This window comes from Gardnerella sp. KA00288 (assembly GCF_049244085.1).
Classification (GTDB): Bacteria; Actinomycetota; Actinomycetes; order Actinomycetales; family Bifidobacteriaceae; genus Bifidobacterium; species Bifidobacterium greenwoodii.
The window spans coordinates 1,484,434-1,507,023 of the sequence record NZ_CP058373.1 but is presented as its reverse complement, the minus strand read 5'-3'; the positions used below and the strand labels follow the sequence as shown (position 1 = coordinate 1,507,023).

The window sequence follows — 22,590 nt, the reverse complement described above, 5'->3', positions numbered from 1 at the left end:
TTAATTATTTATATTTATTTGACTATTGCAAAATTAGTAAAGCTTTACAGAATTAATGTAAAGACTGTTCTTAGGCATAGTATCCTTTGGAACCCAAAGCATAAAGTCTTGCGATTTTACAATCTTTTTAAGCTTCACATCAGTTGTTCCGCTTTCGTCAAACGTAAATTCTGCAAGCTGCGTGCCTTCTCTAGGATCATCTTTTGTATTTGCCAGCAAGAAAGCGTGTCCGCCTGAGGTTCGTATTGAAATAACAAAACGATACACAGTTTGAGGCTCTGTTAAGTGAATGTAGTAGCCGTATCCAGGTTGTTGTGCAGGGAAGCTAAGGAACTGATAGCGATCTGCCTTATAGGCAACAGTGTTCGTAGGAATTTTAGGTTTTGGAACAGCTTTTACCTGTTTTCTTCCTATGTGCTTCTTTGCCTGCTGCTTTTCTTGTGGCAGTACTCCCTGGCTTCCAAAAGGCACATTTTCAACGGTTGTGCTATCCCAAGAACCATTATTGCTAAGACTGTCTTGGCTTTCATGCGTTCCAAATAAACCATGTATTGCTAAAACTAATCCAATAATAAGAAGTAAGCATACGGCGCCAATTGCAATAACTTTTGTTGAAAGGCCTAACCATATTTTTGCATTAGCAATGGCATCTGTACCATTTGGATTATTCTTATTTTTACTGTGTAAATCAGCAGATTTCTCGCGAGGCTGGAAGCTAGGCGGCAATGAAGGGGAGCTTGTTTTAAGAGCATCTTCGGCCTGATTATTATTAATTTCATCCTGCAGTGCTCGCGCAGATTCTTCGCCAGGCGCAATAAACCTACCTCGGGTATCAACTACTGGTACGCGACCAGTAGATTCAGCCTCTGAAGTTAAGCTTTGCGGTCTTGACATAAGCTCTGTATGCTGAGCATTTTCTGCAAGTAAATGCTCAAAATCAAAGCTAGAAGCAACACCAGTTTCGGTTAAATCATCTCTTTGACTTTGATTGCGAGAATTATTAGCACGATTAAGAACATTTCGAGAAGTAGCAGATTCAGGAAAATGCTTATATGATGCAGATAAAGTTGGGAAAATAGCGTCATCAGTATCTAAATCCGTAGGAGCAAGAATACTTGCCATTTCTGCAGCTGCAATATCGTGAAAATCAATGTCAGTATTGGTGTTTGTATCTTCGTCAAAATCATCATCAACGTTTTTGTTGGCAGAATTGGCATTATTCCGCTTAAGAAGCGAGCCAAGTGTTCTGCCAGCATTTTTAAAACTGCTACTAATCTTCGCAGCTCCACTATTTGCGGCAGATCCAGAATTGTTGGACGAGTCTTGCAAATTAAGAGAATTAGCATTTTGCTCATTTGCTTGCTGCATAAACTGAGCGTCAAACTGTTCTTCACTTTGTGTTAAACCTTCTGGCAAAGGAAGAATTACATCATCTTGTGCACTAAGTAAACGAGCATTACTAATAGATGCAACACTTGTTTTATTGCTAAACTCAATATCTTTATTGGAAAGCTTAGAAACAGGCGTGTATGAGCCTAAAAGCGCCATTAACTCAGCAATAGAAGCCATAGGAACTATATGATTATTCTCGTTAGCATCTAAGCTTCGTGTGCAAATCATCCTAAATTCTGAAGGAGTATCATTTGCAAGCATAGAAGCGTCAAAATGCGCTTGTATGCGCGAAGAAGTTCTAGTAAGAAGAGCATAAAGTAAAGAAGCAAGTTGACGAGTAGCAGCGTGTTCTATGCTTTCGCTTGCTGCATTTTCTTCGCTATTTTGCGATTTAGTTATGTCTTCTAAAAGCGGGCTTACAGCAGTATCTGCAAGTTCAATGCCGTTAGGAGTAATACGTACAGTGTCGCTTGAAACAGCATGATGAGTTATGTTATTGGAAAGAAGCTTGCTTAATGCTTGAGCTGTTTCGGCAACAATTGTTCTTATAGCTTCGTAGCTTAATGGGGTTTCTTTTTTAGCTAAATAATCGCTAATTGTAATACCGCGATCGAGAGCTGTAACAATAAGAGCAATCGAATCATGATGTTGAAGCTGCAAAACCTGAGTGAATTTAGTGCTGCGAGATAACGCCAAAGTAGAAGCAATCGTATTAACTTCTGGCAAAAAACGAGAATCGCGCACAATAAATAGTTGGCAATCTTGAGTAAGTATGCGGTCGTTCGCCTGCCATACTTGTAGTCCAGCCTCATTGCGCAAAAGCGATACTAAAACGTATCGGTTTAGTACAATATCTCCGAGCCGAGGTTCCATTTGCTACTCATCTTCCTACGCGTGCGCAATAAACAATGACAACATTTTTTTAACTACAATCTAATTGTACTTATGAAATGACAACTTATGTACAGTAATTTTGTCGATATTGTAATAATTTCTAAAACAACTAAAGAATTACATAATAAAGTTTGATTGTAAATAGAAATATTACAAATTATGCTTGTCTGTTTGCTTATTTGGCAGCTTACCGGATCGAACTACTCGTGCAGTACGATTAGCTTGCTTTTTCTCAGATTGTTTGCGAGCAGTGTCTTCAAAAATCTTTGCAAGAGGAATAAGCACAGGAATTTTCTTAGAAAGTTTGCTAATTATTGGTGAAGATAAATCAATAAGTTCGCTAGTTTTCAAAAGAAGAAGTACCGCAAGATAAATAATCGCAATAATAATTGTTGTAATTGCGCAAACAAGTAAAGCGTTAAGCCACCTCAACACTCCGTGCAAATGTGGGGAATTAATAGTAAAAACTTGTAAAAGAGGTTCTCGTGCAATAAGACCTATAAAAATAGAAATTAGTGCAGACGCAACAATTTTTACATGCGTGGTTATAAGTCTTTTTTCGTCTAAATCCTTGTTAAAACGATTTCGCAGCATGCGAACAAGAGATGGGAAAGTTAGGAAGTAACTTATTGAAACACAGGCTCCTAAAGCTGTTACCCAGCATGTAGGAGGCAGCAAATTAACACAAGATACAAACGCAATAATCTCAGTAAAAAGCTGAGCAAAAGCAAAAATAAACGGGCTTTTGCCATCTTCAAACGCAAAGAACGTGCGTTGAATAATCAAGTAGCTACTTGTAAGTGGTAATCCAAATGCAAGCATTGTAAGAGGAGCAGCCATAAGATTAGCTTCTTGCAAACTTATAGACGGAATCAAAGCTAACGAAATAGGCGTTGGTATAACAATAAAAACAACCGTAAAGAAGCACATTATTAAACTTACGTGCCTAAGCGCTTCGCTTAAATCTTTGCGTGCGTCATTTAAATCATGATTTGCAATAGCCAGCGAAATTTTAGGGAAAATAGCTGTTGCTACAGATACTGCAACTAGTGAATAAGGGAGCAAAAACATTGTGTAAGCATTTTGGTAGGTGGCATTACCAGCTACCTCAAACTGGTCTAATCCTAAACGCTGTTCTGCAACAAATGGGACGCTTGTTGTTATATGCGTAGTAATCATAACAACTATTTGCGTAACAACAACAATGCCCATGCTCCACGCTGCAACAGGGCCCATTGAGCGTAAGCCAATATCTCGTATACCAAAACTTGGTCGGTAGTGTATTCCGCTTTTCATTAGCGGCCAGAATAGAACTAAAGCTTGAGCGGCAACGCCAAGAGTCCAAAAACCTGCTGTAAGAAGAAGAGTATTTCCGTTCCAGAAACTCAGAGGCTCTCTATTAGCTTTTCCAAAAATAAAAATGAAGACGCCAAAACCTAGGCAACTAATAATATTCGCAGCTACAGAACTCCACGCATACATTGCAAAACGGCCCTTAGCGGCAAGAACTTGCCCTAATACGGTGTATAAGCCGTAGAAGAAGATTTGTGGCATGCACCATAGCGTAAAAGCACAAGTAAGCGTTTGCATTTCCTGGCTTCCGCCCGCGTAAAGCATTGTGAGTACAGGCGTTGCTGCAGCCATAAGAATTGTAACTGCAAGAAGTAAACCAATAGCAAAAGTAATAAGCTTATTTAAGCGCTCTTCTGCATTCTTCTTTTCGAGCGTGCGAACAATTTGCGGAACAAGCACGGCGTTAAAAATTCCACCTGAAACAAGAGTGTAAATAAGCTGAGGAATCATAGATCCAGCTTGATACGCGTTTGCAGCAAGTCCCGTGGTTCCAAGTGCTGCAGCTAGCAGAATAGTACGTATTTGCCCTGTAATTCTAGATGCGGCTGTTCCGCTAGCCATAATAACGGAATTTCTACCTACTGAGCTCATTCGTCTGAATCCTTCTTACGGTTAAATTGCCTCCAAAGTCCAAGAAGACCAAGCATGAAAGCAAATATTATAATAATCGTACCGCTTTTATCACTAATTTGCAGAGTACTCGTAATAAGCGTGTGTTCAGTGGCGGAAAATGCTTGATGCTGATCATCTTCCAAAACGAAAGTAGCTTTAGTGTGAAGAGAAGTCGTAATTCTCAAAGGTAAAGTAACTTGCACTTCGCTATTTGCTGGAACTTTTACTAAAGTCTTTCTGCGAGTAACAATTTCCATAACGTGCGTATCTGCAGATAAATACACTTTTACTGGATAAGCGTAAGTATTGCTGATAGTAATCGGTATGCTTGCCGTTTCACTAACTGCAGTAATATCTTTTGGAGGGATTATATGAATCCCAGAAAGTAGCTTATTTACAAAGTATTTCGCTGTGCTATTTTCGTTATAAGCTGTTTTTTGTTGTTTACGATTTGCGGATTTTTTTGTTTTAAGCGGAAGACTGCTTGTTTTATTTGTTAATTCTTGCAACGCAATATCGTCGTATAAGCGTAATAAATACAATCCCCAATCTTTAGCGCTAATCTTATTTTTTGCTTTAGCAGCCTGTTTAGCTAGAGCTTGAGCGTCGCCTTCAGTATTGCGTAATTTCGTATCCTGCTTGTAATTAAGAATATTTTTAACAAAACGCGAAACTTTTTGCCTGTAGATAATAAGATTCTTTAATTCTAATCGTCTTTCTTTGGCTGAAGCTACACTAATTGCGCTACTGTGAGGCATTGAGTGCATAAGATTATTATTTTTCCAGGAAGGCAGCTTTTCCTGCTTAATTTTTGCCATTGTATTTAAGTCGCTTAGTTGCAGCCAAGGCGATTGTTCCAATGCGCTCATAACGCCATCAATATTTTTTACATCTGTTTTGTTAGAAAAAGTAATAAGAATATTGCGGTCTACGTAAGGTTGTTCCATTTGGTAGAACGCGCTTTGTGCAACTAAACGATTTATTCGACCGGCTTGAGTGCGCTCGCTAAGAGCTGTAGAGTTTGTTGCCTTGCCGTTTGCCAGCATTGTTAGCACAGATTGAGCAGATAATACGCGTACGTTTCCTGCTGGAGTTTCAACATCGTATATGCCGTTGCTAATAGCAAATTGTGAAGCTGTAGAATCAAATTCATCTGTGGAAATAACAGTGTTATAACCGTTGCGTTTTGCAAGCTCAAGCGCTGAAAGTGTCCATTTTCCTCGAGTCTGCCAAGCGTATGTATTTTGTGATCCGTTGTCAACCTTCGCAATCTGCTTCGTTTCATGAGGATGATCGTAGGAGCTAGAAGTTTCAGCTATTTGTGAAGATTGTGGAATTTTTGAATTTTGTGGAATTCTTGAATTTTTAGCAGACCATGTGCTTTCATTAATGCCAGCAGAACGATACATTTTGCGATTGTGATCATCTGCATAAGCGCTAATATCAAAACCTGATTTTTGCATAAAAGCGTTAGGAACAAATAATAATCGAGCTGCTTGAAGCGTATTTATATCGGCAATAGTCTGTAATTTGTTATGCTTGCTAACTAAATCTGCCTGCTCAAGCACATAGTGCGTATCTTGCTTGTTTGCTTGCAAATTCGATACAACTCTACTATTTGTGCTTGTGAAATTATCTTTTAAAACATGTTGCTTATTTGCAAGAATTGGCATAACTGCCGTAAGTTTTATTGCTGGAGATTCAGGCACATTAAAGCCTGCGTTCGATCTTGTTAAGAAGGAACGAATAGATTTATATCGTGAAGAATCCTTAGAAAAATACGTGATTTTTAAAGGTTTTGGACCCCAATGCCAAATAGATTTAAGTTCTTGAGAGTCTGATGGTATATCAAAGTGGAATGTTGAAGTTTTTCCTGCTGCAATCTCGCCAATTTTTATTGAGCCAAGTATTTGCGGAGTTGGTATAAGAGATTCTCCTTGAGCCCAATTTTGCAAATCTGTTCGTGAAACAAAAGTGTAGTTGGAATTAATAGAAAGTTGCAAAAGGCCTTCCGGAAGTGCTTCTGTTGTAGCCTTAACTGTTGCAGTAAGATGGTAGCCGCTTTTATCGGTCACAACCGGCGTAGATTGAAGAATATTAAGATCGATTCCATTTGTGTGAGTATTTTCGTAATCGTTTTCTTTTTTCTTAGTGTTTTTACCGGGTTCATCTTCTAAAGTCGTATTAGACGTAACCGCGTTTGCCGTATTCAACAATCCCACATATTTTGCGCATTGCATATTAGTTATTGCAAGAGTAATGGCAAGAGACGTAATAAAGATAATAGTAAAATGCAAAACTTTTAAGCACAAAGCTCGCGCGGATTGCAGTAAATTACGCATGTAAAAACATGTTTTGTGGCATGTTAAATTGTGCGCTTCGTGCGCTATATGGTTCTTACGCGTGAGATTCGTCACTGTGAGACCGCCTGTTTGCTTTTTTTGCGTAAAGCCATGCAACTTTACGTTCATTTGGATAACTTAAAATCGCGCTCAGTTCTTTGAAATTTACCCATATTGCATCTTCTGCTTCATGATCTGGATCTCCCAATACAGAAAGATCGCCGCCTACGTAGCGTAACGCAAAATGATGAACTAATTTATGAACTCGATGAGTTGTTCCTGTAAACCAATAGTCTATTGTGGCAATTGAATCAACCACTTCGCCTATAATTCCAGTTTCTTCATGAATTTCACGAACAGCAGTTTCTTGAGGTGTTTCACCCTTCTCAATATGGCCTTTTGGTAGACACCATTCAAGGTGTCCGCTTCTGGAATGTCGAGCAATAATTGCGACACGCCCGAGTGTGTCAAATACGAGTCCACCTGCGGAATATTCACGAATAATTGGCAAATCTTGAGCGTCTAAAGAGGCAAAAGTAGCAGGCGTATCTGCTAGTCTACGCTGTGGCATAATAGCCGGAGATGCTCCAGGGATTATTGAAGTTTTTTGAAGAACATCCTCATCTTCAACCACTTCTTGAGACTCTTGCTCAAGCTCTGAAAAGATTGGAATATCAACGAAAATCTGAGATTTTTCTTCGTTTGATTCTAAAGATTTTTTACTATGAATTTTAGATAAATCAAGAGGCGTTATTGAAGGCGCAGACTGATTTTGGGCATGATTATCCGCAAGCTTGGCGAGCATACGTCGTAAATCTGCAGGAGTAACCATACACTCCACCTTACTCAATCCGCTGTGCATTGGGGTAACTGTATGCTGGAATATAGATTAATTTTTGCTGAAAGGGTGTCGGTAAGGGTGACTGAGAACTTCAAAGTTTGGCCTGAAGCTATAGAGTTGGGGCGACTTTTCGCTGAACACGATTATGAACTTGCATTAGTTGGTGGACCTGTGCGCGATATGTTGTTGCATCGCGTGTCGCATGATCTTGATTTCTGCACTTCTGCTCGTCCAGAAGAATTTGAACCCATTTTAAGACGTTGGGGACATGACGGTTTTTGGGATATGGGTCGCAAATTTGGCACTTTGGGTGCTGTGCGTCGACGCCCGGATGGAACGGAAGTAAAAGTTGAAATTACTACATACCGTTCAGACGCGTACGATCCTGATTCTCGTAAACCTGAAGTGCAATATGGGGATACTCTTGAGGGCGATCTTTCTAGAAGAGATTTCACAGTTAATGCCATGGCTTTGCGTGTTCCAGATTTGGAATTTGTAGATCCGTTTGGTGGTGCTAGTGATTTAGCTAAAGGCGTGTTGAGAACACCTGTTGATCCTCGTCAATCCTTTGATGATGATCCTTTGCGAATGATGCGTGCGGTTCGTTTCGTTGCACAACTTGGGTTTACTATCGAAACTAATACTGCTGAAGCAATTGTAGACATGGTAGATCGCCTTGATATTGTTTCAGCTGAGCGTATTCGTGACGAAATTACTAAACTTCTTCTTTCGGACCGTCCGCGTAAAGGTTTGGAAGCGCTTGTTGAGTCTGGTATTGCAAAGCGAGTCTTGCCAGAAATTCCAGCTTTACAGCTTGAAATTGATGAGCATCATCGTCATAAAGACGTTTTTGAGCACACAATGATGGTTCTTGAGCGCGCTATTGCCCTAGAAACCGATGATGAAGGCCCTGTGCCATCCCCTGATTTAACTTTGCGACTAGCAGCCTTGTTGCACGATATAGGCAAGCCTCGTACTAGAAAGTTTGAAGATGGTGGCAAAGTCAGTTTTCACCATCATGATGTAGTTGGTGCAAAAATGACGCGTAAGCGTTTGAAGGAATTGCATTTTGACCATCATCTTATTGAAGATGTAAGCGAATTAGTAAATCTGCACCTGCGTTTTCACGGTTATGTTGACGAACCTTGGACTGATTCTGCAGTACGACGTTACGTTAAGGATTCAGGGCACTTGTATGAGCGTTTGAATCGACTTACTAGAGCTGATGCAACTACGCAGAACCGTCGTAAATCTTTGATGTTTGAGCACGCAATGGACGAAATGGAACAGCGCGTGCGCGAATTGAAAAAGCAGGAAGATTTTAATGCTATCCGTCCAGATGTTGACGGAAATGAAATCATGAAACTGCTTGATTTACAGCCAGGGCCAATAGTTGGTGAAGCTTATAAACATATGCTTGATTACCGTCTTGATAACGGGCCTGTAGCTCACGATATAGCTGTTGCAGAATTACAGCGCTGGTACGAAGAAACGTATAAAAAGTAGATTATTTAACAGCTTTATGTGAATCTGCTTTAGGAAGTTCCTTCATATCTTTTGCTTTAACGCATCCAGGGACTTCTCGTATTGCGGCTCCTGCAGCTGGAACATCAACTTTTGGACGAAGATTATTAAAAGTCGAGCCAAGAACAATATCTACGAGCTTATCTTGGCGATCGTCCATGCGCATAACAGCATCAGCAAAATTAGAATTTACTGTGTATGCTTCATTAATAGCGTTCTTACCGAAATAAATAGTTGTTCTTTTAACATTACTTGTTTTGTTATTATTTACTTCTGTAAGATTAAAACCTCGAGCATTTAATGCTTCTCCTACTGCTCTTGCCAAGCCGCGGAATTTCGTACCGTTTAATACTCGAATTGACACAGCACGATTATCAACATAAGGAGTTTTAGAGCCTTCTTTGCCTTTGGTCGCGCATGGTGCTGTTATGCCGAAATTAGGATTATCTTTTGGTGCAACTATTGAATTAATCCCAAAAACATGAAATTGTATTAACAGCGCGAATACAAACGTAACTGCCAAAGCTATGCTAACAGTAGTAATAACAGATCGCTTCTTTTGATACATGAAAGCCTTACGAGCAATACGTTCGTCGTATTCTTGCGTCATGTTCACTTCCGATCTGTAAGTTTATTTTGTTTGCAGCAATTTTCTTAATCTGCAAAGCGTAATATAAATCGCATTTTACTGACTATGTATGACTTGATTTTTACGCGTATAAGCGTTTGTTAGCAAACTGTTCTTTAGTGAAATTGTTATTTTAAATTTCGAATAAAAAGCTATTTTTGATGCAACTCTAAAGTTTTACAAGCGCGATACAACGCAATAAAGTCGTCGCATGTAAGCGTTTCTCCGCGTCTTGTAGGATCTATATTAGCTTTTTCGTACGCTTCGTCACTAACTAAATGTTTAAGAGCCGCATGTAAGGTTTTTCGTCTTTGCTGAAAAGCTGCGTCAATTAAAGTAAACACACCTTCGCGTTCGCTATTATCTCCCTTATTTTTGCAATAGCGAGTGAAAGATACTAGTGCAGAATCAACATTTGGCGCTGGCCAAAAAACGTTACGCCCAATAAGACCCGCGCGCTGAGATTGACCGTACCAAGCAAGTTTTACGCTAGGTGTTCCATACACTTTATTTCCTGGCTGAGCGCATAGTCGATCTGCTACTTCTTTTTGAACCATAACCAAAAAATGCTGTAAATTACTAAATTTTTCAAGTAAAGTAAGCACAATTGGTGTTGCAACATTGTATGGAAGATTTGCAACAAGTGTAAACTTATCTGCTTTTGAAAGTTGCGGAACGTCGTCTGCAGTTACAGCCAAAGCATCTTTTAAGATAACGTTAAAACGTTTAGAAGCGTTTGGCATAAATTCTTCAACAGTGTTAGGAAGGCGGCGTGCAAGAGGTGGGTCTATTTCTACAGCTGTAAGATTAGCTCCAGTTTGCAGTATTGCAAGAGTAAGAGAACCAAGACCAGGCCCTACCTCCATAACGGTATCGCCAGATTTAACTTCAGCTGCCGCTACTATTTTTCGCACTGTACCAGGATCAATAACGAAATTTTGACCAAACTTTTTGGTAGGAGTAATGCCTTCTTCTGCAGCAATACGTCGAATATCTGCTGCTCCTAAAAGCTGGCCTTCAGTTTCAATGCTGATTTCTGTCAAATTTTTACCGCCCAAATTTCGTAACAATTAATCTGTTGAAAAAGTGTGTTAAAACACGCCGTTGTTTTTAGTACCAACCAACTTCGTGCGAGTGCCTTACAGCACCACTAGGATCTTTGTATCTTCCCTTTATGTAGCTAATTCCCCAGCTAATCTGCACTGCTGCATCTTCATGCCAATTAGCTCCTGCGCTGCTCATTTTATTTCCAGGAAGAGCTTGAGGAATGCCATACGCGTGTGAGCTTGGATTTTCTGCATTCCAGCGCCATCCAGATTCCCTATTCCAAAGCCAAACAAGGTCTTCCCACTGTTTTCCAGTCCAGCCCATTTGTGCAGCAGCCCCTTGCGCAAAAAGCTTTGCTTGCTCCGGTGTAGCGTGAACAAGGCTATTTGGGTTTGACTCAGGAGCAGGAGCGGGAGGATTTGATTCCGGAGCAGCAGGTTGCGTTTGTGATTGAGCTTGTTGATTTTCCTGCGATTGCGCTGAAGCCTCTTGTGTAGACTTTTGTGCGTCGTTTCCCTGTTTTACTTGTGATTGCTCCTGGCCTTGTTTTGAAGGCTGCTTGTTTTGTGAATTTGTATTCTTAGTTTTAGATGCTTGAGATTCAGATTTTGGTTCCTGCTTTGGCTCCGACTTTGGCGCAGGTTTTGCAGCAGGCTTTGGCTTGTTTACAGGCTTTGGCTGAATTGGAGCTGCTTTCCCAACAGCAACAACCTGATTAATAGCAGGCTTTAATACATTTTGCGAAACGAGAGTAGAGCTTTCAGCTTTGCCGTCAACATAAGTTACGTTATATACGTCTTCTCGCTCGCCATTAACGCCAGCTTGTTGCACAACGCGAGAATTTGCTGGAAGCTTAGGGTCGATTACGGTTTGTGTGGCAAAAGGCAATGAAACTGTTCTAGTTTCTTTACCGTGCGTGACTCTGGAAATACGCAAAACAGTATTACCTTCGTCATCTTCAACGCTAACTCGATCCTCTTTTCCTAACACAATTCCTTGCGCGTCAAGAATAGCGCTCGCAGGTAAGCTTCCGTCCGGAGCAATTCGAGATTTCCCATCCGCAATAACAGTTATTGGGCCTTTTTTATTAATTGCTAACCCGCAGGTGAGTTTATCGTAAATGTTTTGCAAATTTACGGTAATTCGTTTAGCGTTTTTAGCGTTTGCTCTAAAGAATCCAATAAGCTGATCAACGCTGGTTGCAACTGTCCAAAATGGTATAGTAACGCCGTCTACAGTAATAGAAGTCTGATACGCGCTTCGCACAGTAACGGTAGCGTGGTTTGAAAGAATATCGCCGGAAGAAGATATAACCTGATCGTGCGTTTTTACAGGCACATGTTGTTCTTGTAGTAGGCGAGCAGAAGTTGTGGCATAAGTGTTTACAATGGTTGCTTTGCCATTTACAACTAAAGCTACTGCTTTCTGAGATGTAAATGCAAAAATGCTTATTGCAGCAATAGACAGAGACAAGACGCATGCAATAATACGAGAGCGCCGCATTATAATCAGGCGTCGAGGTGTCCATCGACGTGCCATGTAATCACTCCATTCACTGTAAGACTAACTTTTATTATACCTTCTATTCTGCATTGGGTTTTAAAAATGCATAACAAATAAAATGGGGGCGGGAGAGAAGGGGATATTCCCGCCCCCTATGAGGTGGAGCTGGTTGGGGGACGCTCCACTCTCACCCCGGAAACCCTGAGTTGGGGGAAGGTTTCCGAGTTCTTACTCGCGAAAAGTTTTGTTATAAATATTATGCAACCGAAGGAATAATGGTGTTTCTTATATCATACGATATGTTTTTGCACTATTGTGAAAAATACGCCAGTCCCTTTTGGTAGTTGCTTAAACTATTGCCGTTATTATAAATGAAACGAAAGATAATATCGAGGCTACTAATATTTATAAGTAACCTTGCAGAAATATAGCGAATTAAAACAAAGCAAAAAATAAATAAAACACGCAAATAATATGGAGCCTCCTGCCGGGATCGAACCGGCGACCTGCCGCTTACAAGGCGGCCGCTCTGGCCATCTGAGCTAAGGAGGCGAATGTTTTGCCATGCAAACTATTAAGCAATGCTAAGCAGAACATTGATTAGTGTACCATATGCCACGTCATTACAAAATTACGGCGATGTTGAATGTAGAAACGGCGTGTTTTTTATTGTTCATATTTGCGCATTTGGCAATATAAGGCATTAACATAATGCAGTATGGAAGATATGAGCATGTTCGATTTGCAGCCAGGGAATAATGTAGGCGGATACACGCTTATTTCTAGGCTTGGCGGCGGTGCAATGGGCTCGGTTTGGCGCGTTAAAGACGATGGCGGCAATCAATATGCTATGAAAATATTGCGAGCTTGCATAAATGCTAATCAAAGCGAAAAAGAATATGCTGAGCAGGAGCGAGAACGTTTACGTTTAAAGCGTGAAGCTTTAGCGTTGCAGAGGATTCATCATCCTGGAGTGTGTTCAATAGTAGATATGGAACTTGACGCTTCAGTAGCATTTATAGTTACGGAGTTGATCGAGGGTAAAAATCTTCGAGAAGACGTTGCAGAGAATGGCCCATATGTTGCTGACGATTTGGAAAGATTAACGCATAAGCTTATTGAAGCTGTTAGAGCGGTGCATGAAGCTGGGATTATACATCGCGATATTAAGCCGACGAATGTTATGATTTCCGCTCATGGACCTGTGCTTGTAGATTTTGGTATTGCTATGGGTGAAGGTGAAAGTCATGTTACGCGTACTGGGTTAGTCATGGGAACTCCAGGATTTATTGCTCCAGAAATTATTGAGGGCAAAGATTCCGATGAGTCTACTGACTGGTGGTCGCTTGTGGCAGTGTTGGCATTTGCTGCAACTGGTAAACCTGTTTTTGGCACAAAGCCTTTGATGGCTGTTTTGGAGCGTGCAGCTTCTGGCAATGCGAATTTAAGTGGTCTACCTGCAAAAACTATGGAAGCCTTTAGGAAAGCCCTTGATCCTAATCGCGAAAAACGCTGCTCCCCTGCTGTTCTTGAGCGAGCAATTAGTGAAGATTCAATAAATCCTTTAGCGTGGCCAGATAACCACCCTTTTGATCGAGACGCTACACGCGGAACTATGCGCGAAATGTGGCGTGAAACAACTTGTGAAACAATTAGTGAAACAGCTGGCGAAGAAGAAACTGTTGCGTCAACTATTCAAAGTGGCTCGACTACAGTTATGGAACAATCTTCTAACGAAATAGATAATAATAAAACTTATGAAGACTGTGACGAAGAGCATTATGTGGAGCATGATGAATCTTCTGACGAAGAAGCTGATGATGCCGCAGATAAGCCTTATGAAGATTTAGAAACTAGCAAGTATGGTTATTTAACTCGCGGATCTTGGATTTTATTGCTATTTGTGTCTATTTGTGCAGTTATCTGTTGTTTGAATTTCTTATCTGCAGTTGTATTAAATATATTTATTATGTGGGCTAGCTCAACAGCTGGATACAATATTTCCGCGCGATTGCGTAGAAAAGAGCTTAATAATGGCGTTTCTCCTCGCGGGGACACTTTTATGAGAGTTGCAGCTCTTCCGTGGCATATTATTCGTGGGCTTGTGTATACATTGCCAAGAATTGTGATTATTTTGATTTGTGCTGTTATTGGTGCTTGTGTGTATCCACTACTGTTTAGCAGCTCTGCAGAATTTATGGCTTTTAATATTTTGTCAATTCGTATTATTTTTCCAACTTATTTGCCGACTATTCTTTCGTATACTTCTGCTGGATATGCCATAGGTTTCGTTATTGCGTGGATTATTCTTGCCATTTTTAAGGGTACTGACATGTTTCGCATAGGTCTTGGCTCATTTTTACGTTTCCGTTGATGGCATCTATTAGACTATAGTGAAGTTGTTGTTTTATTTACAAACATGCGCTAGGACTAAGGCTTAGTTTGCAAAATAAAGGGTTTGAAGGATAGAAATGCCTAAAATTCAGATACAGGACAATCAGCAGGGGAATTCATCTTCTACTCGTCTGGAAAGAAACATTGAGAAGCGTGAGCGTGCATTGCGTGAAGCTCGTGAGCGTCGTCAGCAAACAATTATTGGAATTGTTGTAGTGCTGATTGTTATGGCTATGGTAGCTGCAGTTGGCATTACAACTTACCAAGCTTTTTACCAGTCGCCTCAAGCCAATATTGAAAGAATACAAATTGAGCGTTCTAATAAAGCTAAAAATCAACTAAAGAAACTTGGCGCTAAATATAAGCCGGAAGTTGTCAATTCTAAGGGCGGAATTCTTATAAGCAAGCTTGGCTACAACAAGCCTGTTGCTAAAGCTCCAACGATTGCAACTTATTTTGATCCTCTATGCCCTGGATGTGGAAACTTTAATCGCGAAGCAGATAGAGTGTTGGCTGCAATGGTTCGCGCAGGTCAAATTAATTTGGAAATACACCCAATGTCATTCTTGGATAAGATTTCTACTGATAAATATTCAACTCGTGTATCTGGCGCTATTGCATACATTGCTAATAATGACAGCAATCCAGAGCATTTGTTGCAATTTATCAATAACATCTTTGCAAAAGACTTCCAGCCAGAAGAGGGTGATGATTATAAGCCTGTAAGCAATGAAAAGTTGATTGAACAAGCTAAAAAAGCTGGGGTAAATGATTCTGTTGCTAGTAAGGCTTTTGATCTCCAATACGTAGAGTGGCAGAATTTGATTAACAAATATACTCCTGATTTTATGGAGCTGTTAAACGTTTCTGGCTCTAACAAAGGTTCGATGACAACACCAACTGTAACTATCAATGGAAAGTTGCTAGATATTAATGCTGCTAGTAGCAAGAATATGCACACTCTTGAGGCTTTGCTGCATTGTATTGGCTTGGATAAGAAGCAAGTTGGAGTTGCAGGTCAGATGCCTAAAGTCTCAAGCACTGATTCTCCTATTGACTTGTAGTTACATAAAATATTTAACTAAAACGGGCGCTAGGCTTATGCTTGACGTCCGTTTTCTTTTTAACATTTCTTTTTAATATAAACAAACGATTACATAATTTCGTATTTTTTATTGCAAAAACTAACTATTGTTTAGATATTTAGTAATAACTTTCTACGCACTCGACACGCCGAAGCTTTGGAAAATACTGATTTTTTACTGTTTTTCTAAGATAAACATGGTATATTAAGGCTTGGCTCAACGAAGAGAAACCTTCAATGGACCAGGTAAGTAAACTGTGGACGATTGATACCCGCCGATGTAGGAATTGGGGTCATGAGTGCACACCCTTCACTACGGATCGTTCGGCACGTACCTGCCGATGAAAGGACATATCATGGCAGAAGTTGTATTTGATCATGTAACTCGTATATACCCGGGCAACGATAAGCCTTCGGTTGACGATTTGTGCATGACTATTAGAGATGGCGAGTTCCTCGTACTTGTTGGTCCATCTGGTTGCGGTAAGTCTACTACTTTGCGCATGTTGGCAGGCCTTGAAGAGGTTAACAAAGGACGTATCCTCATTGGCGGTCAAGATGTTACTACAATGCAGCCAAAGGATCGCGATATTGCAATGGTCTTCCAGAACTACGCGTTGTACCCACATATGACAGTTGCAGACAACATGGGCTTTGCTTTGAAGATTGCTGGTGTTCCTAAGGAAGAAATCCGCAAGCGTGTTGAAAAAGCAGCTGAAGTTTTGGATTTGACAGAGTATTTGGATCGTAAGCCAAAGGCTTTGTCTGGTGGTCAGCGTCAGCGCGTTGCTATGGGCCGCGCAATTGTGCGTGAACCAAAAGTCTTCCTTATGGATGAGCCTCTTTCGAACCTCGATGCTAAGCTCCGCGTGCAGACTCGTACGCAGATTGCTGCTTTGCAGCGTCAGCTTGGTGTTACTACTCTGTACGTGACCCACGATCAGACTGAGGCTTTGACAATGGGTGATCGTATTGCCGTTATCAAGCTTGGCGTTTTGCAGCAGGTTGGTGCTCCAACCGAGCTTTATGATCGCCCAGCAAACGTGTTCGTTGCAGGCTTCATTGGTTCTCCATCTATGAACATTAACCAGCATCCAGTGGTTAATGGACGTGCTCAGATTGGTGAGGATTCTATTGTTCTTCCAAGCGAAGCTGTTGATAAGCTCACTGCAGAAGATTGCGGACAGATTATTGTTGGCTTCCGTCCAGAAGACGCAAGCTTGGCAACTTTCGATGATCCAAATGCGTTCTCCTTGAAGGTTATGAACGTAGAAGATCTCGGTTCTGATGGTTACATCTACGGCAATATCATAACTGATGGTTCTCCTGAAGAGGCATCTACTATGATGTCTGATCAGAACAAGCTTACGACAATCCGCGTGAATCCACGTGCTTTGCCGAAGGTTGGCGATACTGTCAAGATTAAGATTGATCCATCTAAGATGCATCTGTTTGCACCTTCTACTGAGCTGCGTTTGAACTAAAAGCGTAGGTTTGCTTTACGAAAGCAAAATGAGCAAACTTTCGGTATAAGGGTATGGCGGGGTTCGCAATGAAAGCGAACCCCGTTTTTGCCAGCAAAATCGGTAAAAATCGGTAAAACTGTCAGAAAAATAAAAACAAAAGCAGAATTTAAAACAAAATAAAAGCAAGCGAAAGTTTGTACATTGCTAAACATGCTTTATTATGTATAGTTGTTATCAATAATTAGCCAGTGGTTGATTTGCGATTAATATTTATTGCAGATTGTATTGTTGGCACGAGCTTGATTGGTAAATGGAAACTATGGAATGGAATGACGCTCCTCAATTGGATCCGCGTGCTGTGCAGGCAACTTCTGTATCTGCACAGGACGAGAGTGCGTTGTCTCAGGAGCCTACTGCGCTTAAGATTACTGCAGCTAGTTCAAATCCTAAGATGTTTACGTTGCCGTGGGAGCTGCCACTTTCTCAATGGCCGGCTGATTTGTTTGTAAACCTTCCTCGTGGTATTTCTCGACATATTGTGCGTTTTGTTCATGTTGGCGATGAAGTTTATGCCATGAAGGAAATCACTCGTCAAGTTGCAGAACGAGAATACGAACTTTTGCGTAGATTGCGCAAGCTTGAGTTGCCAACTGTAACGCCTATAGCAGTTGTTGCAGGACGCAGAGACGCTAATGGCGAAATGCTTGAAGCAATACTTGTGACTAAGCATTTGAAATTCTCTCTGCCATATCGTGCTTTATTTGCCCGCACATTGCGACCAGACACTGCTGAACGACTTATTGATGCTTTGGCTGTACTGATGGTGCGTCTGCATCTTTCTGGCTTCTATTGGGGTGATGTTTCACTTTCTAACGTACTATTTTTGCGAGATGCTGATGCGTTTTCCGCATTCCTGGTTGACGCAGAAACTGGTGATTTGCACGGAAGTTTAACAGAAGGACAGAGAGAATACGATATTGATTTAGCTAGAACCAATATTATTGGCGAGCTTATGGATTTGAGTTCCGGTCAGCTTTTGCCTACGGAAGTAGATGAAATTAGCATAGGCAATCGTTTAGTGGATCGCTATCATTCACTTTGGAGTACGCTTACAGACGTCGATAAGTTCAGTCCTGATGAGATGTGGCGAATTGAGCGCCGCGTTAATCGTCTTAATGAATTGGGATTTGACGTTGACGAGTTAGAAATGAAAACTTCCGAGGATGGTCGCAGAGTGCTTGTTCGTCCTCGAGTTGTGGATGCTGGTTATGCTTCGCGCAAGTTGCTACGTTTGACAGGCTTGGACGTGCAAGAAAATCAGGCTCGAAGGTTGTTAAACGATTTGGATGCATACCGCACTTCTACATGGCGTCAAGGTGAAGAGCTTGAAATCGTCGCGACTGATTGGATGCGTGAAATTTTCGAGCCAACAGTTCGTATGATTCCTCCTGAGTTTCGTTCGCAAATTGAACCAGCGCAGTTCTTCCATGAGGTTTTGGATCATCGTTGGTTTATGGCAGAAAAAGTTGGTCACGACGTTGCTATGCAAGATGCTGTGACAAGCTATATTAAAAATGTGCTTCCTCAGTACAAAATGGACAAACGCGTGCTTGCTGCAATTAACGCGGATGCTGATTCTGGCGTAGTAGATGATGAATCTACTTACTCGCAAGCAAATAATTCTGGCGCTAATATTGACGAAGATGATCAAGACGCAAGCGTTTGGGCAAGTTGATTTTTAATATAATTACTGTTTTATTAAGTAGCGCATTAAAGCATAAGTCTAAATTTGGGTATAAAAAAGTGCCCCCTGTGGGACTCGAACCCACAACCCAAGACTTAAAAGGACTCTGCTCTGCCAATTGAGCTAAAGGGGCAACAAACGCCAAGTATACTACATTCAATAGACGAAGTGAAACCAATATACTGTTGTGCGTGTTATGAACAAATTATTGCAGTATTCCTAATGTTTCCAGCTTTGACTTAATTTGTGTAGCGGATGGTTCAACCATAAAAGTATTGTCAGCAAAAGTAACTACCGGAATATGCTTTTGACCACTAATCTCTACGGCTTTTTCTGCAGCGCCTTCTTCAGTTTCTATATCGTGCCAAATGAAATCTACGCCGTACTTGTTAAGTGCAGCTTTTGCTCTTATGCAATCGCCGCACCAATTAGCACCATATACTTCTATAGATTTATCTGCCATAAAATCTCCTTAAAACCACTAATTATTTCTAATCAGCACTAATTAATTATTAGAACATTTAGATTGCTTATTTTTTCGCAATATATTGCTTTTAACAGTGTAATGGAATCTATTGTGTTGCGGTAGTTAGATTTTAAAGTGTGACGAAGATGAGAAAAAATAGTGAAATCTATTGCTAGTGTCCCTTGATTTTCATAGGCTTAATTTCATGAACATGGTTTTAGATATGAATATGGTGATCTGGTTTGTGGCGGCGACCATAGTTATTGCTGTGTTGCTAGTGGCTGTTGCAGTAATCTTGCGAATTTGCAGCCATAGTCGAGGCCCTGAAATTCCAGCAAGTGTTGATGATTCAGTTGAAGTAGGCAAGAACGAATCTAAGATTCCAGAATCAACAACTTCTCGTTTACAGCGCCTTCGAAAACGTTTATCTAATAGCGCAAATCCATTCGGTCTCACACTTTTCAATATCATAAGCAAAGACCATCTGTCTAAGGAAGACTGGGAAGATGTAGAAGATACTTTATTGATGGCTGATGTTGGCGCAAAAGCTAGTGAGGAATTAGTTGATTCTTTACGCCAAGATGCTCGTATTTCTGGAACTTCTAGTGCAGAAGATGTGCGTGAGGCTTTGCGTGCAAAACTTTTGGAATTGGTTGGTGAAAATACTGATCGTCGTTTGAATGAAAATAAGCCTGATGCGCATCATCCAGGCGTTATTATGATGGTTGGCGTAAACGGAACTGGAAAAACAACAACTGCAGGCAAGCTAGCAAGACTATTTGTTGCTCAAAAGCAATCTGTAATGATGGCTGCTGCAGATACATTCAGAGCAGCAGCAGCGGATCAGCTTGAAACCTGGGCATCTGAAGTAAATGTGCCAGTTGTTCGCGCAGATAAAGATGGTGCTGATCCTGCGTCCGTAGCTTTTACAGCCGCACAAAAAGCTAAAGAAAATAAAACTGATGTTCTTATTATTGATACTGCTGGACGTTTACAAAATAAAGCGAATTTAATGGATGAGCTTGGGAAAATTCGGAGAGTAGTAGAAAAAACTATGCCTGTAGATGAAGTACTGCTTGTTCTAGATGCTACTACTGGGCAAAATGGAATGGCTCAAGCAAAAATATTTGCTGAAGCGATTGGCATTACTGGAGTTGTACTTACAAAGCTTGATGGTTCTGCTAAAGGTGGAATTGTTGTTGCAGTTCAAAAAGAACTTGGTGTTCCTGTAAAACTTGTTGGATTAGGAGAAGGGCCGGATGATTTAATCCAATTTGATCCGCAAAGTTTTGTTGAAGGTTTGTTGGCATAAGATATATTTGAATTTCCGACTACAATAGGTAGAAAGTGATGTATCAGCTGCAATGGTTATTCCTTGCACTGTTTGAAATAATTGAGGTGAAAAATGACCACAATGGATCCGCAGTGGGCGTTGTTGGCTGGCGCATTGGTGTTTATTATCACGCCGGGTATTGCTCTATTTTATGGCGGCCGCGAACGCGCTACTTCTATGGTAAATATGATGATGTTATCCGCTGGCGCTATCGCTGTTACAACGCTTGTATGGACTTTGTGGGGATGGTCACTGGCTTTTGCTGGTAAAGATATGGCTGGCGGAGTTGTTGGCGACCCATTTAGCGGTTTACTATTCCGCGATTCTATGGTTGCAGACCATGGTGTATTTACATCTATGGATGCTAATTCCGGATTAGCTGGAGGCATTCCTGCCGCATTCCGTTTAGCCTGCGCAGTTGTTGCAGTTGCTTTAATTACGGGAGCATTGGCTGGGCGTGTGCGCTATGCTATTTGGCTTATTTTCGTGGCTGTTTGGGTTACTTTAGTATTTGCTCCGCTTGCTCATATGGTTTGTGGCGGCGGATTGCTGTCTCCTAATGGAGCTATCTCGCAAGCTTTGGGCATTCAAGTGCATGATTTTGCAGGCGGATCTTTACTACATATTGCTGCTGCAGTTTCAGCTTTTGCAATTGTTATGATTATTGGCGGACACGCTCATTTCCCATTGAAGCGTCTGGTATTGCATATTAAAAATGTTGCTCATGCTGGAACAGGAGCTGGCTCGGCATCTGCTAAAACTAATTCTCGTAATGCAAAGAGCCGTTTATCTCGAGCATTGTGGGCTGATGTTGCAAAGGCTCAGGATAATTCTTCTACCGAATCTGTTGTTTCTTCAGTAGCTACTGTGGCTGAAGTCGCTGAAACTTCTTCTCAGTCATCTGTTGAAAATGGTTCTGTTCGTCATCCGCATAATGTCCCATTTGTTATGCTTGGAATTTTCTTGATTTGGTTCGGATGGCTTGGCTTAATGATTGGCTCTTCCGCCGGTGTTCCAGGTGTTGCTGGTTATGCTTGGGTAAGTTCCACAATAACCGCATCTGCATCAATGTTGGCTTGGGGCGTGACCGAACGTTTGCGTTCTGGATGTTTCTCTGCATTGGGTGCTGCGTCCGGCGTTATGGCAGGTTTATCTGCTAGCGCAGCTGCAGCAGACGTTATTGCGCCGCTGTGGGCTTTGGTTTTGGGTGTGCTTTCTGGCGTTATTACTTCACTTGTGACTCATTCTCGCACTTTCGCACGTTATGACGGAGCTTTGCATGTTGTAAGTGTAAATGGTGTTGCAGCTCTTATTGGTGTAATTTCCGTTGGACTTTTTGCAGATGGTTCTGGTTTGCTTTCTGTTGGAGATTGGCATCAGCTTGTTGCGCAACTTTGCTTAATCGGGATTGTAGTGCTTTACTCTGGTGCTGTAACAGCTATCGTTGCTTTTGCTCTCGAAAAGCTTTTTGGATGGCGTATTTCTGAAGCTAAGGAACGTAAGGGCGTTGATTTAGCCGATCAAGGCGAACGCGCTTATGATTTCTCTGCCATTGCTCAAAGTCATGAAGGTGCTGTTGTTGCGGTGTCTGACGATGCGTCAAGTAAAACTCAGATGGCCGTTCTTACTTCGGTTGATATTGCAGTTGATGACAATTCTCTGGAGTCTGAATCGACTAGTGCAGATAAGCAAACAGTTTTGGAAGCTGATAAGGAATCAGATTCTGAAACTAATGGCGAATCCGAAAAGAGTCAATCTGAAGTTAATTTAGACGAAAAAACATTAGAAGAAGAGCAAGAATCTAATAAAAACAATAAAAAATCTAGTAAATCTCGCGAAGATAACGGTAAGTAAAGCTGGAAAAATAGATTCCGTAAGACACGCACGAATTATTAAATGTGGATAAAAAGATAAGTTATCCACATTTAAGGCGTGTCTAAGTGGACATCTTACAAAATTATCCACAT

The 22,590-nt window shown here is 41.1% G+C and carries 15 protein-coding genes and 2 tRNA genes; 7 read left to right on the top strand and 10 right to left on the bottom strand.

The features are described 5' to 3' along the window. Positions 1 to 33 precede the first annotated feature (33 nt). The 4 genes from HXT52_RS05950 to HXT52_RS05935 form a co-directional block, all read right to left on the bottom strand. Positions 34 to 2,265, bottom strand: a complete 2,232-nt coding sequence (locus tag HXT52_RS05950) for a Kae1-associated kinase Bud32 (protein WP_019260589.1) — start codon at positions 2,263 to 2,265, stop codon at positions 34 to 36. A gap of 171 nt (positions 2,266 to 2,436) precedes the next feature. Beyond that, positions 2,437 to 4,230: a murein biosynthesis integral membrane protein MurJ gene (gene murJ / locus HXT52_RS05945; RefSeq protein WP_019260590.1), complete on the bottom strand. Its 1,794-nt coding sequence runs from the start codon at positions 4,228 to 4,230 to the stop codon at positions 2,437 to 2,439. After that, positions 4,227 to 6,593, bottom strand: coding sequence for a DUF6049 family protein (locus HXT52_RS05940; protein ID WP_019260591.1), 2,367 nt, complete (start codon positions 6,591 to 6,593; stop codon positions 4,227 to 4,229). The genes murJ and HXT52_RS05940 overlap by 4 nt, the downstream gene beginning before the upstream one ends. A 55-nt stretch (positions 6,594 to 6,648) precedes the next feature. Beyond that, on the bottom strand, positions 6,649 to 7,425 hold the full coding sequence (locus HXT52_RS05935) for an NUDIX hydrolase (protein WP_019260592.1): 777 nt from the start codon (positions 7,423 to 7,425) through the stop codon (positions 6,649 to 6,651). 42 nt (positions 7,426 to 7,467) lie between these two features. On the opposite strand from HXT52_RS05935, the gene HXT52_RS05930 reads away from it, so the two are divergent. Next, the gene (locus tag HXT52_RS05930) at positions 7,468 to 8,940 is read left to right on the top strand and encodes a CCA tRNA nucleotidyltransferase (RefSeq protein WP_047923033.1); all 1,473 of its coding nucleotides are present in this window, start codon (positions 7,468 to 7,470) and stop codon (positions 8,938 to 8,940) included. Position 8,941: 1 nt separating this feature from the next. Here HXT52_RS05930 and HXT52_RS05925 read toward each other — a convergent pair whose 3' ends face one another. The 4 genes from HXT52_RS05925 to HXT52_RS05910 form a co-directional block, all read right to left on the bottom strand. Continuing rightward, positions 8,942 to 9,568, bottom strand: a complete 627-nt coding sequence (locus tag HXT52_RS05925) for a LytR C-terminal domain-containing protein (RefSeq protein WP_004133930.1) — start codon at positions 9,566 to 9,568, stop codon at positions 8,942 to 8,944. Between the two features lie 170 nt (positions 9,569 to 9,738). Beyond that, positions 9,739 to 10,644: a 16S rRNA (adenine(1518)-N(6)/adenine(1519)-N(6))-dimethyltransferase RsmA gene (rsmA, locus tag HXT52_RS05920; RefSeq protein WP_421776191.1), complete on the bottom strand. Its 906-nt coding sequence runs from the start codon at positions 10,642 to 10,644 to the stop codon at positions 9,739 to 9,741. A 52-nt stretch (positions 10,645 to 10,696) separates the two neighbouring features. After that, entirely contained in the window at positions 10,697 to 12,172 is a 1,476-nt protein-coding gene (locus tag HXT52_RS05915) for a G5 domain-containing protein (RefSeq protein WP_421775898.1), read from the bottom strand. 439 nt (positions 12,173 to 12,611) lie between these two features. Continuing rightward, a tRNA-Thr gene (locus HXT52_RS05910) sits at positions 12,612 to 12,688 on the bottom strand. 166 nt (positions 12,689 to 12,854) lie between these two features. Between HXT52_RS05910 and HXT52_RS05905 the strand changes: the two genes are divergently transcribed. From HXT52_RS05905 to HXT52_RS05890, 4 genes are all read left to right on the top strand, one after another. Further along, complete coding sequence (locus tag HXT52_RS05905) at positions 12,855 to 14,510, top strand: serine/threonine-protein kinase (protein WP_421775897.1); 1,656 nt, start codon at positions 12,855 to 12,857, stop codon at positions 14,508 to 14,510. 97 nt (positions 14,511 to 14,607) lie between these two features. Beyond that, entirely contained in the window at positions 14,608 to 15,594 is a 987-nt protein-coding gene (locus HXT52_RS05900; RefSeq protein ID WP_421775896.1) for a DsbA family protein, read from the top strand. Between the two features lie 376 nt (positions 15,595 to 15,970). Continuing rightward, positions 15,971 to 17,098, top strand: a complete 1,128-nt coding sequence (locus HXT52_RS05895) for an ABC transporter ATP-binding protein (protein ID WP_119521024.1) — start codon at positions 15,971 to 15,973, stop codon at positions 17,096 to 17,098. Positions 17,099 to 17,399: 301 nt separating this feature from the next. Next, a complete protein-coding gene (locus HXT52_RS05890; protein ID WP_032841644.1) occupies positions 17,400 to 18,815 on the top strand; it encodes a DUF4032 domain-containing protein in 1,416 nt (471 codons plus the stop codon). 69 nt (positions 18,816 to 18,884) lie between these two features. On the opposite strand, the gene HXT52_RS05885 is transcribed toward HXT52_RS05890, so the two are convergent. Then, positions 18,885 to 18,957, bottom strand: a tRNA-Lys gene (locus HXT52_RS05885). A 72-nt stretch (positions 18,958 to 19,029) separates the two neighbouring features. Continuing rightward, on the bottom strand, positions 19,030 to 19,287 hold the full coding sequence (locus HXT52_RS05880) for a glutaredoxin domain-containing protein (RefSeq protein ID WP_004126433.1): 258 nt from the start codon (positions 19,285 to 19,287) through the stop codon (positions 19,030 to 19,032). Between the two features lie 208 nt (positions 19,288 to 19,495). Here HXT52_RS05880 and ftsY point away from each other — a divergent pair, with 208 nt between their 5' ends. Continuing rightward, the gene (gene ftsY / locus HXT52_RS05875) at positions 19,496 to 20,602 is read left to right on the top strand and encodes a signal recognition particle-docking protein FtsY (RefSeq protein WP_004136562.1); all 1,107 of its coding nucleotides are present in this window, start codon (positions 19,496 to 19,498) and stop codon (positions 20,600 to 20,602) included. 93 nt (positions 20,603 to 20,695) lie between these two features. Continuing rightward, entirely contained in the window at positions 20,696 to 22,477 is a 1,782-nt protein-coding gene (locus HXT52_RS05870) for an ammonium transporter (protein ID WP_421775895.1), read from the top strand. The last annotated feature ends 113 nt before the right edge of the window (positions 22,478 to 22,590 follow it).

Bases quoted from the DNA above. Each gene is read 5' to 3' on its own strand.
- HXT52_RS05950 (WP_019260589.1), bottom strand. From the start codon at position 2,265: ATGGAACCTCGGCTCGGAGATATTGTACTAAACCGATACGTTTTAGTA.
- murJ (WP_019260590.1), bottom strand. From the start codon at position 4,230: ATGAGCTCAGTAGGTAGAAATTCCGTTATTATGGCTAGCGGAACAGCC.
- HXT52_RS05940 (WP_019260591.1), bottom strand. From the start codon at position 6,593: ATGCGTAATTTACTGCAATCCGCGCGAGCTTTGTGCTTAAAAGTTTTG.
- HXT52_RS05935 (WP_019260592.1), bottom strand. From the start codon at position 7,425: ATGGTTACTCCTGCAGATTTACGACGTATGCTCGCCAAGCTTGCGGAT.
- HXT52_RS05930 (WP_047923033.1), top strand. From the start codon at position 7,468: ATGCTGGAATATAGATTAATTTTTGCTGAAAGGGTGTCGGTAAGGGTG.
- HXT52_RS05925 (WP_004133930.1), bottom strand. From the start codon at position 9,568: ATGACGCAAGAATACGACGAACGTATTGCTCGTAAGGCTTTCATGTAT.
- HXT52_RS05915 (WP_421775898.1), bottom strand. From the start codon at position 12,172: ATGGCACGTCGATGGACACCTCGACGCCTGATTATAATGCGGCGCTCT.
- HXT52_RS05905 (WP_421775897.1), top strand. From the start codon at position 12,855: ATGGAAGATATGAGCATGTTCGATTTGCAGCCAGGGAATAATGTAGGC.
- HXT52_RS05900 (WP_421775896.1), top strand. From the start codon at position 14,608: ATGCCTAAAATTCAGATACAGGACAATCAGCAGGGGAATTCATCTTCT.
- HXT52_RS05895 (WP_119521024.1), top strand. From the start codon at position 15,971: ATGGCAGAAGTTGTATTTGATCATGTAACTCGTATATACCCGGGCAAC.
- HXT52_RS05890 (WP_032841644.1), top strand. From the start codon at position 17,400: ATGGAATGGAATGACGCTCCTCAATTGGATCCGCGTGCTGTGCAGGCA.
- HXT52_RS05880 (WP_004126433.1), bottom strand. From the start codon at position 19,287: ATGGCAGATAAATCTATAGAAGTATATGGTGCTAATTGGTGCGGCGAT.
- ftsY (WP_004136562.1), top strand. From the start codon at position 19,496: ATGAACATGGTTTTAGATATGAATATGGTGATCTGGTTTGTGGCGGCG.
- HXT52_RS05870 (WP_421775895.1), top strand. From the start codon at position 20,696: ATGACCACAATGGATCCGCAGTGGGCGTTGTTGGCTGGCGCATTGGTG.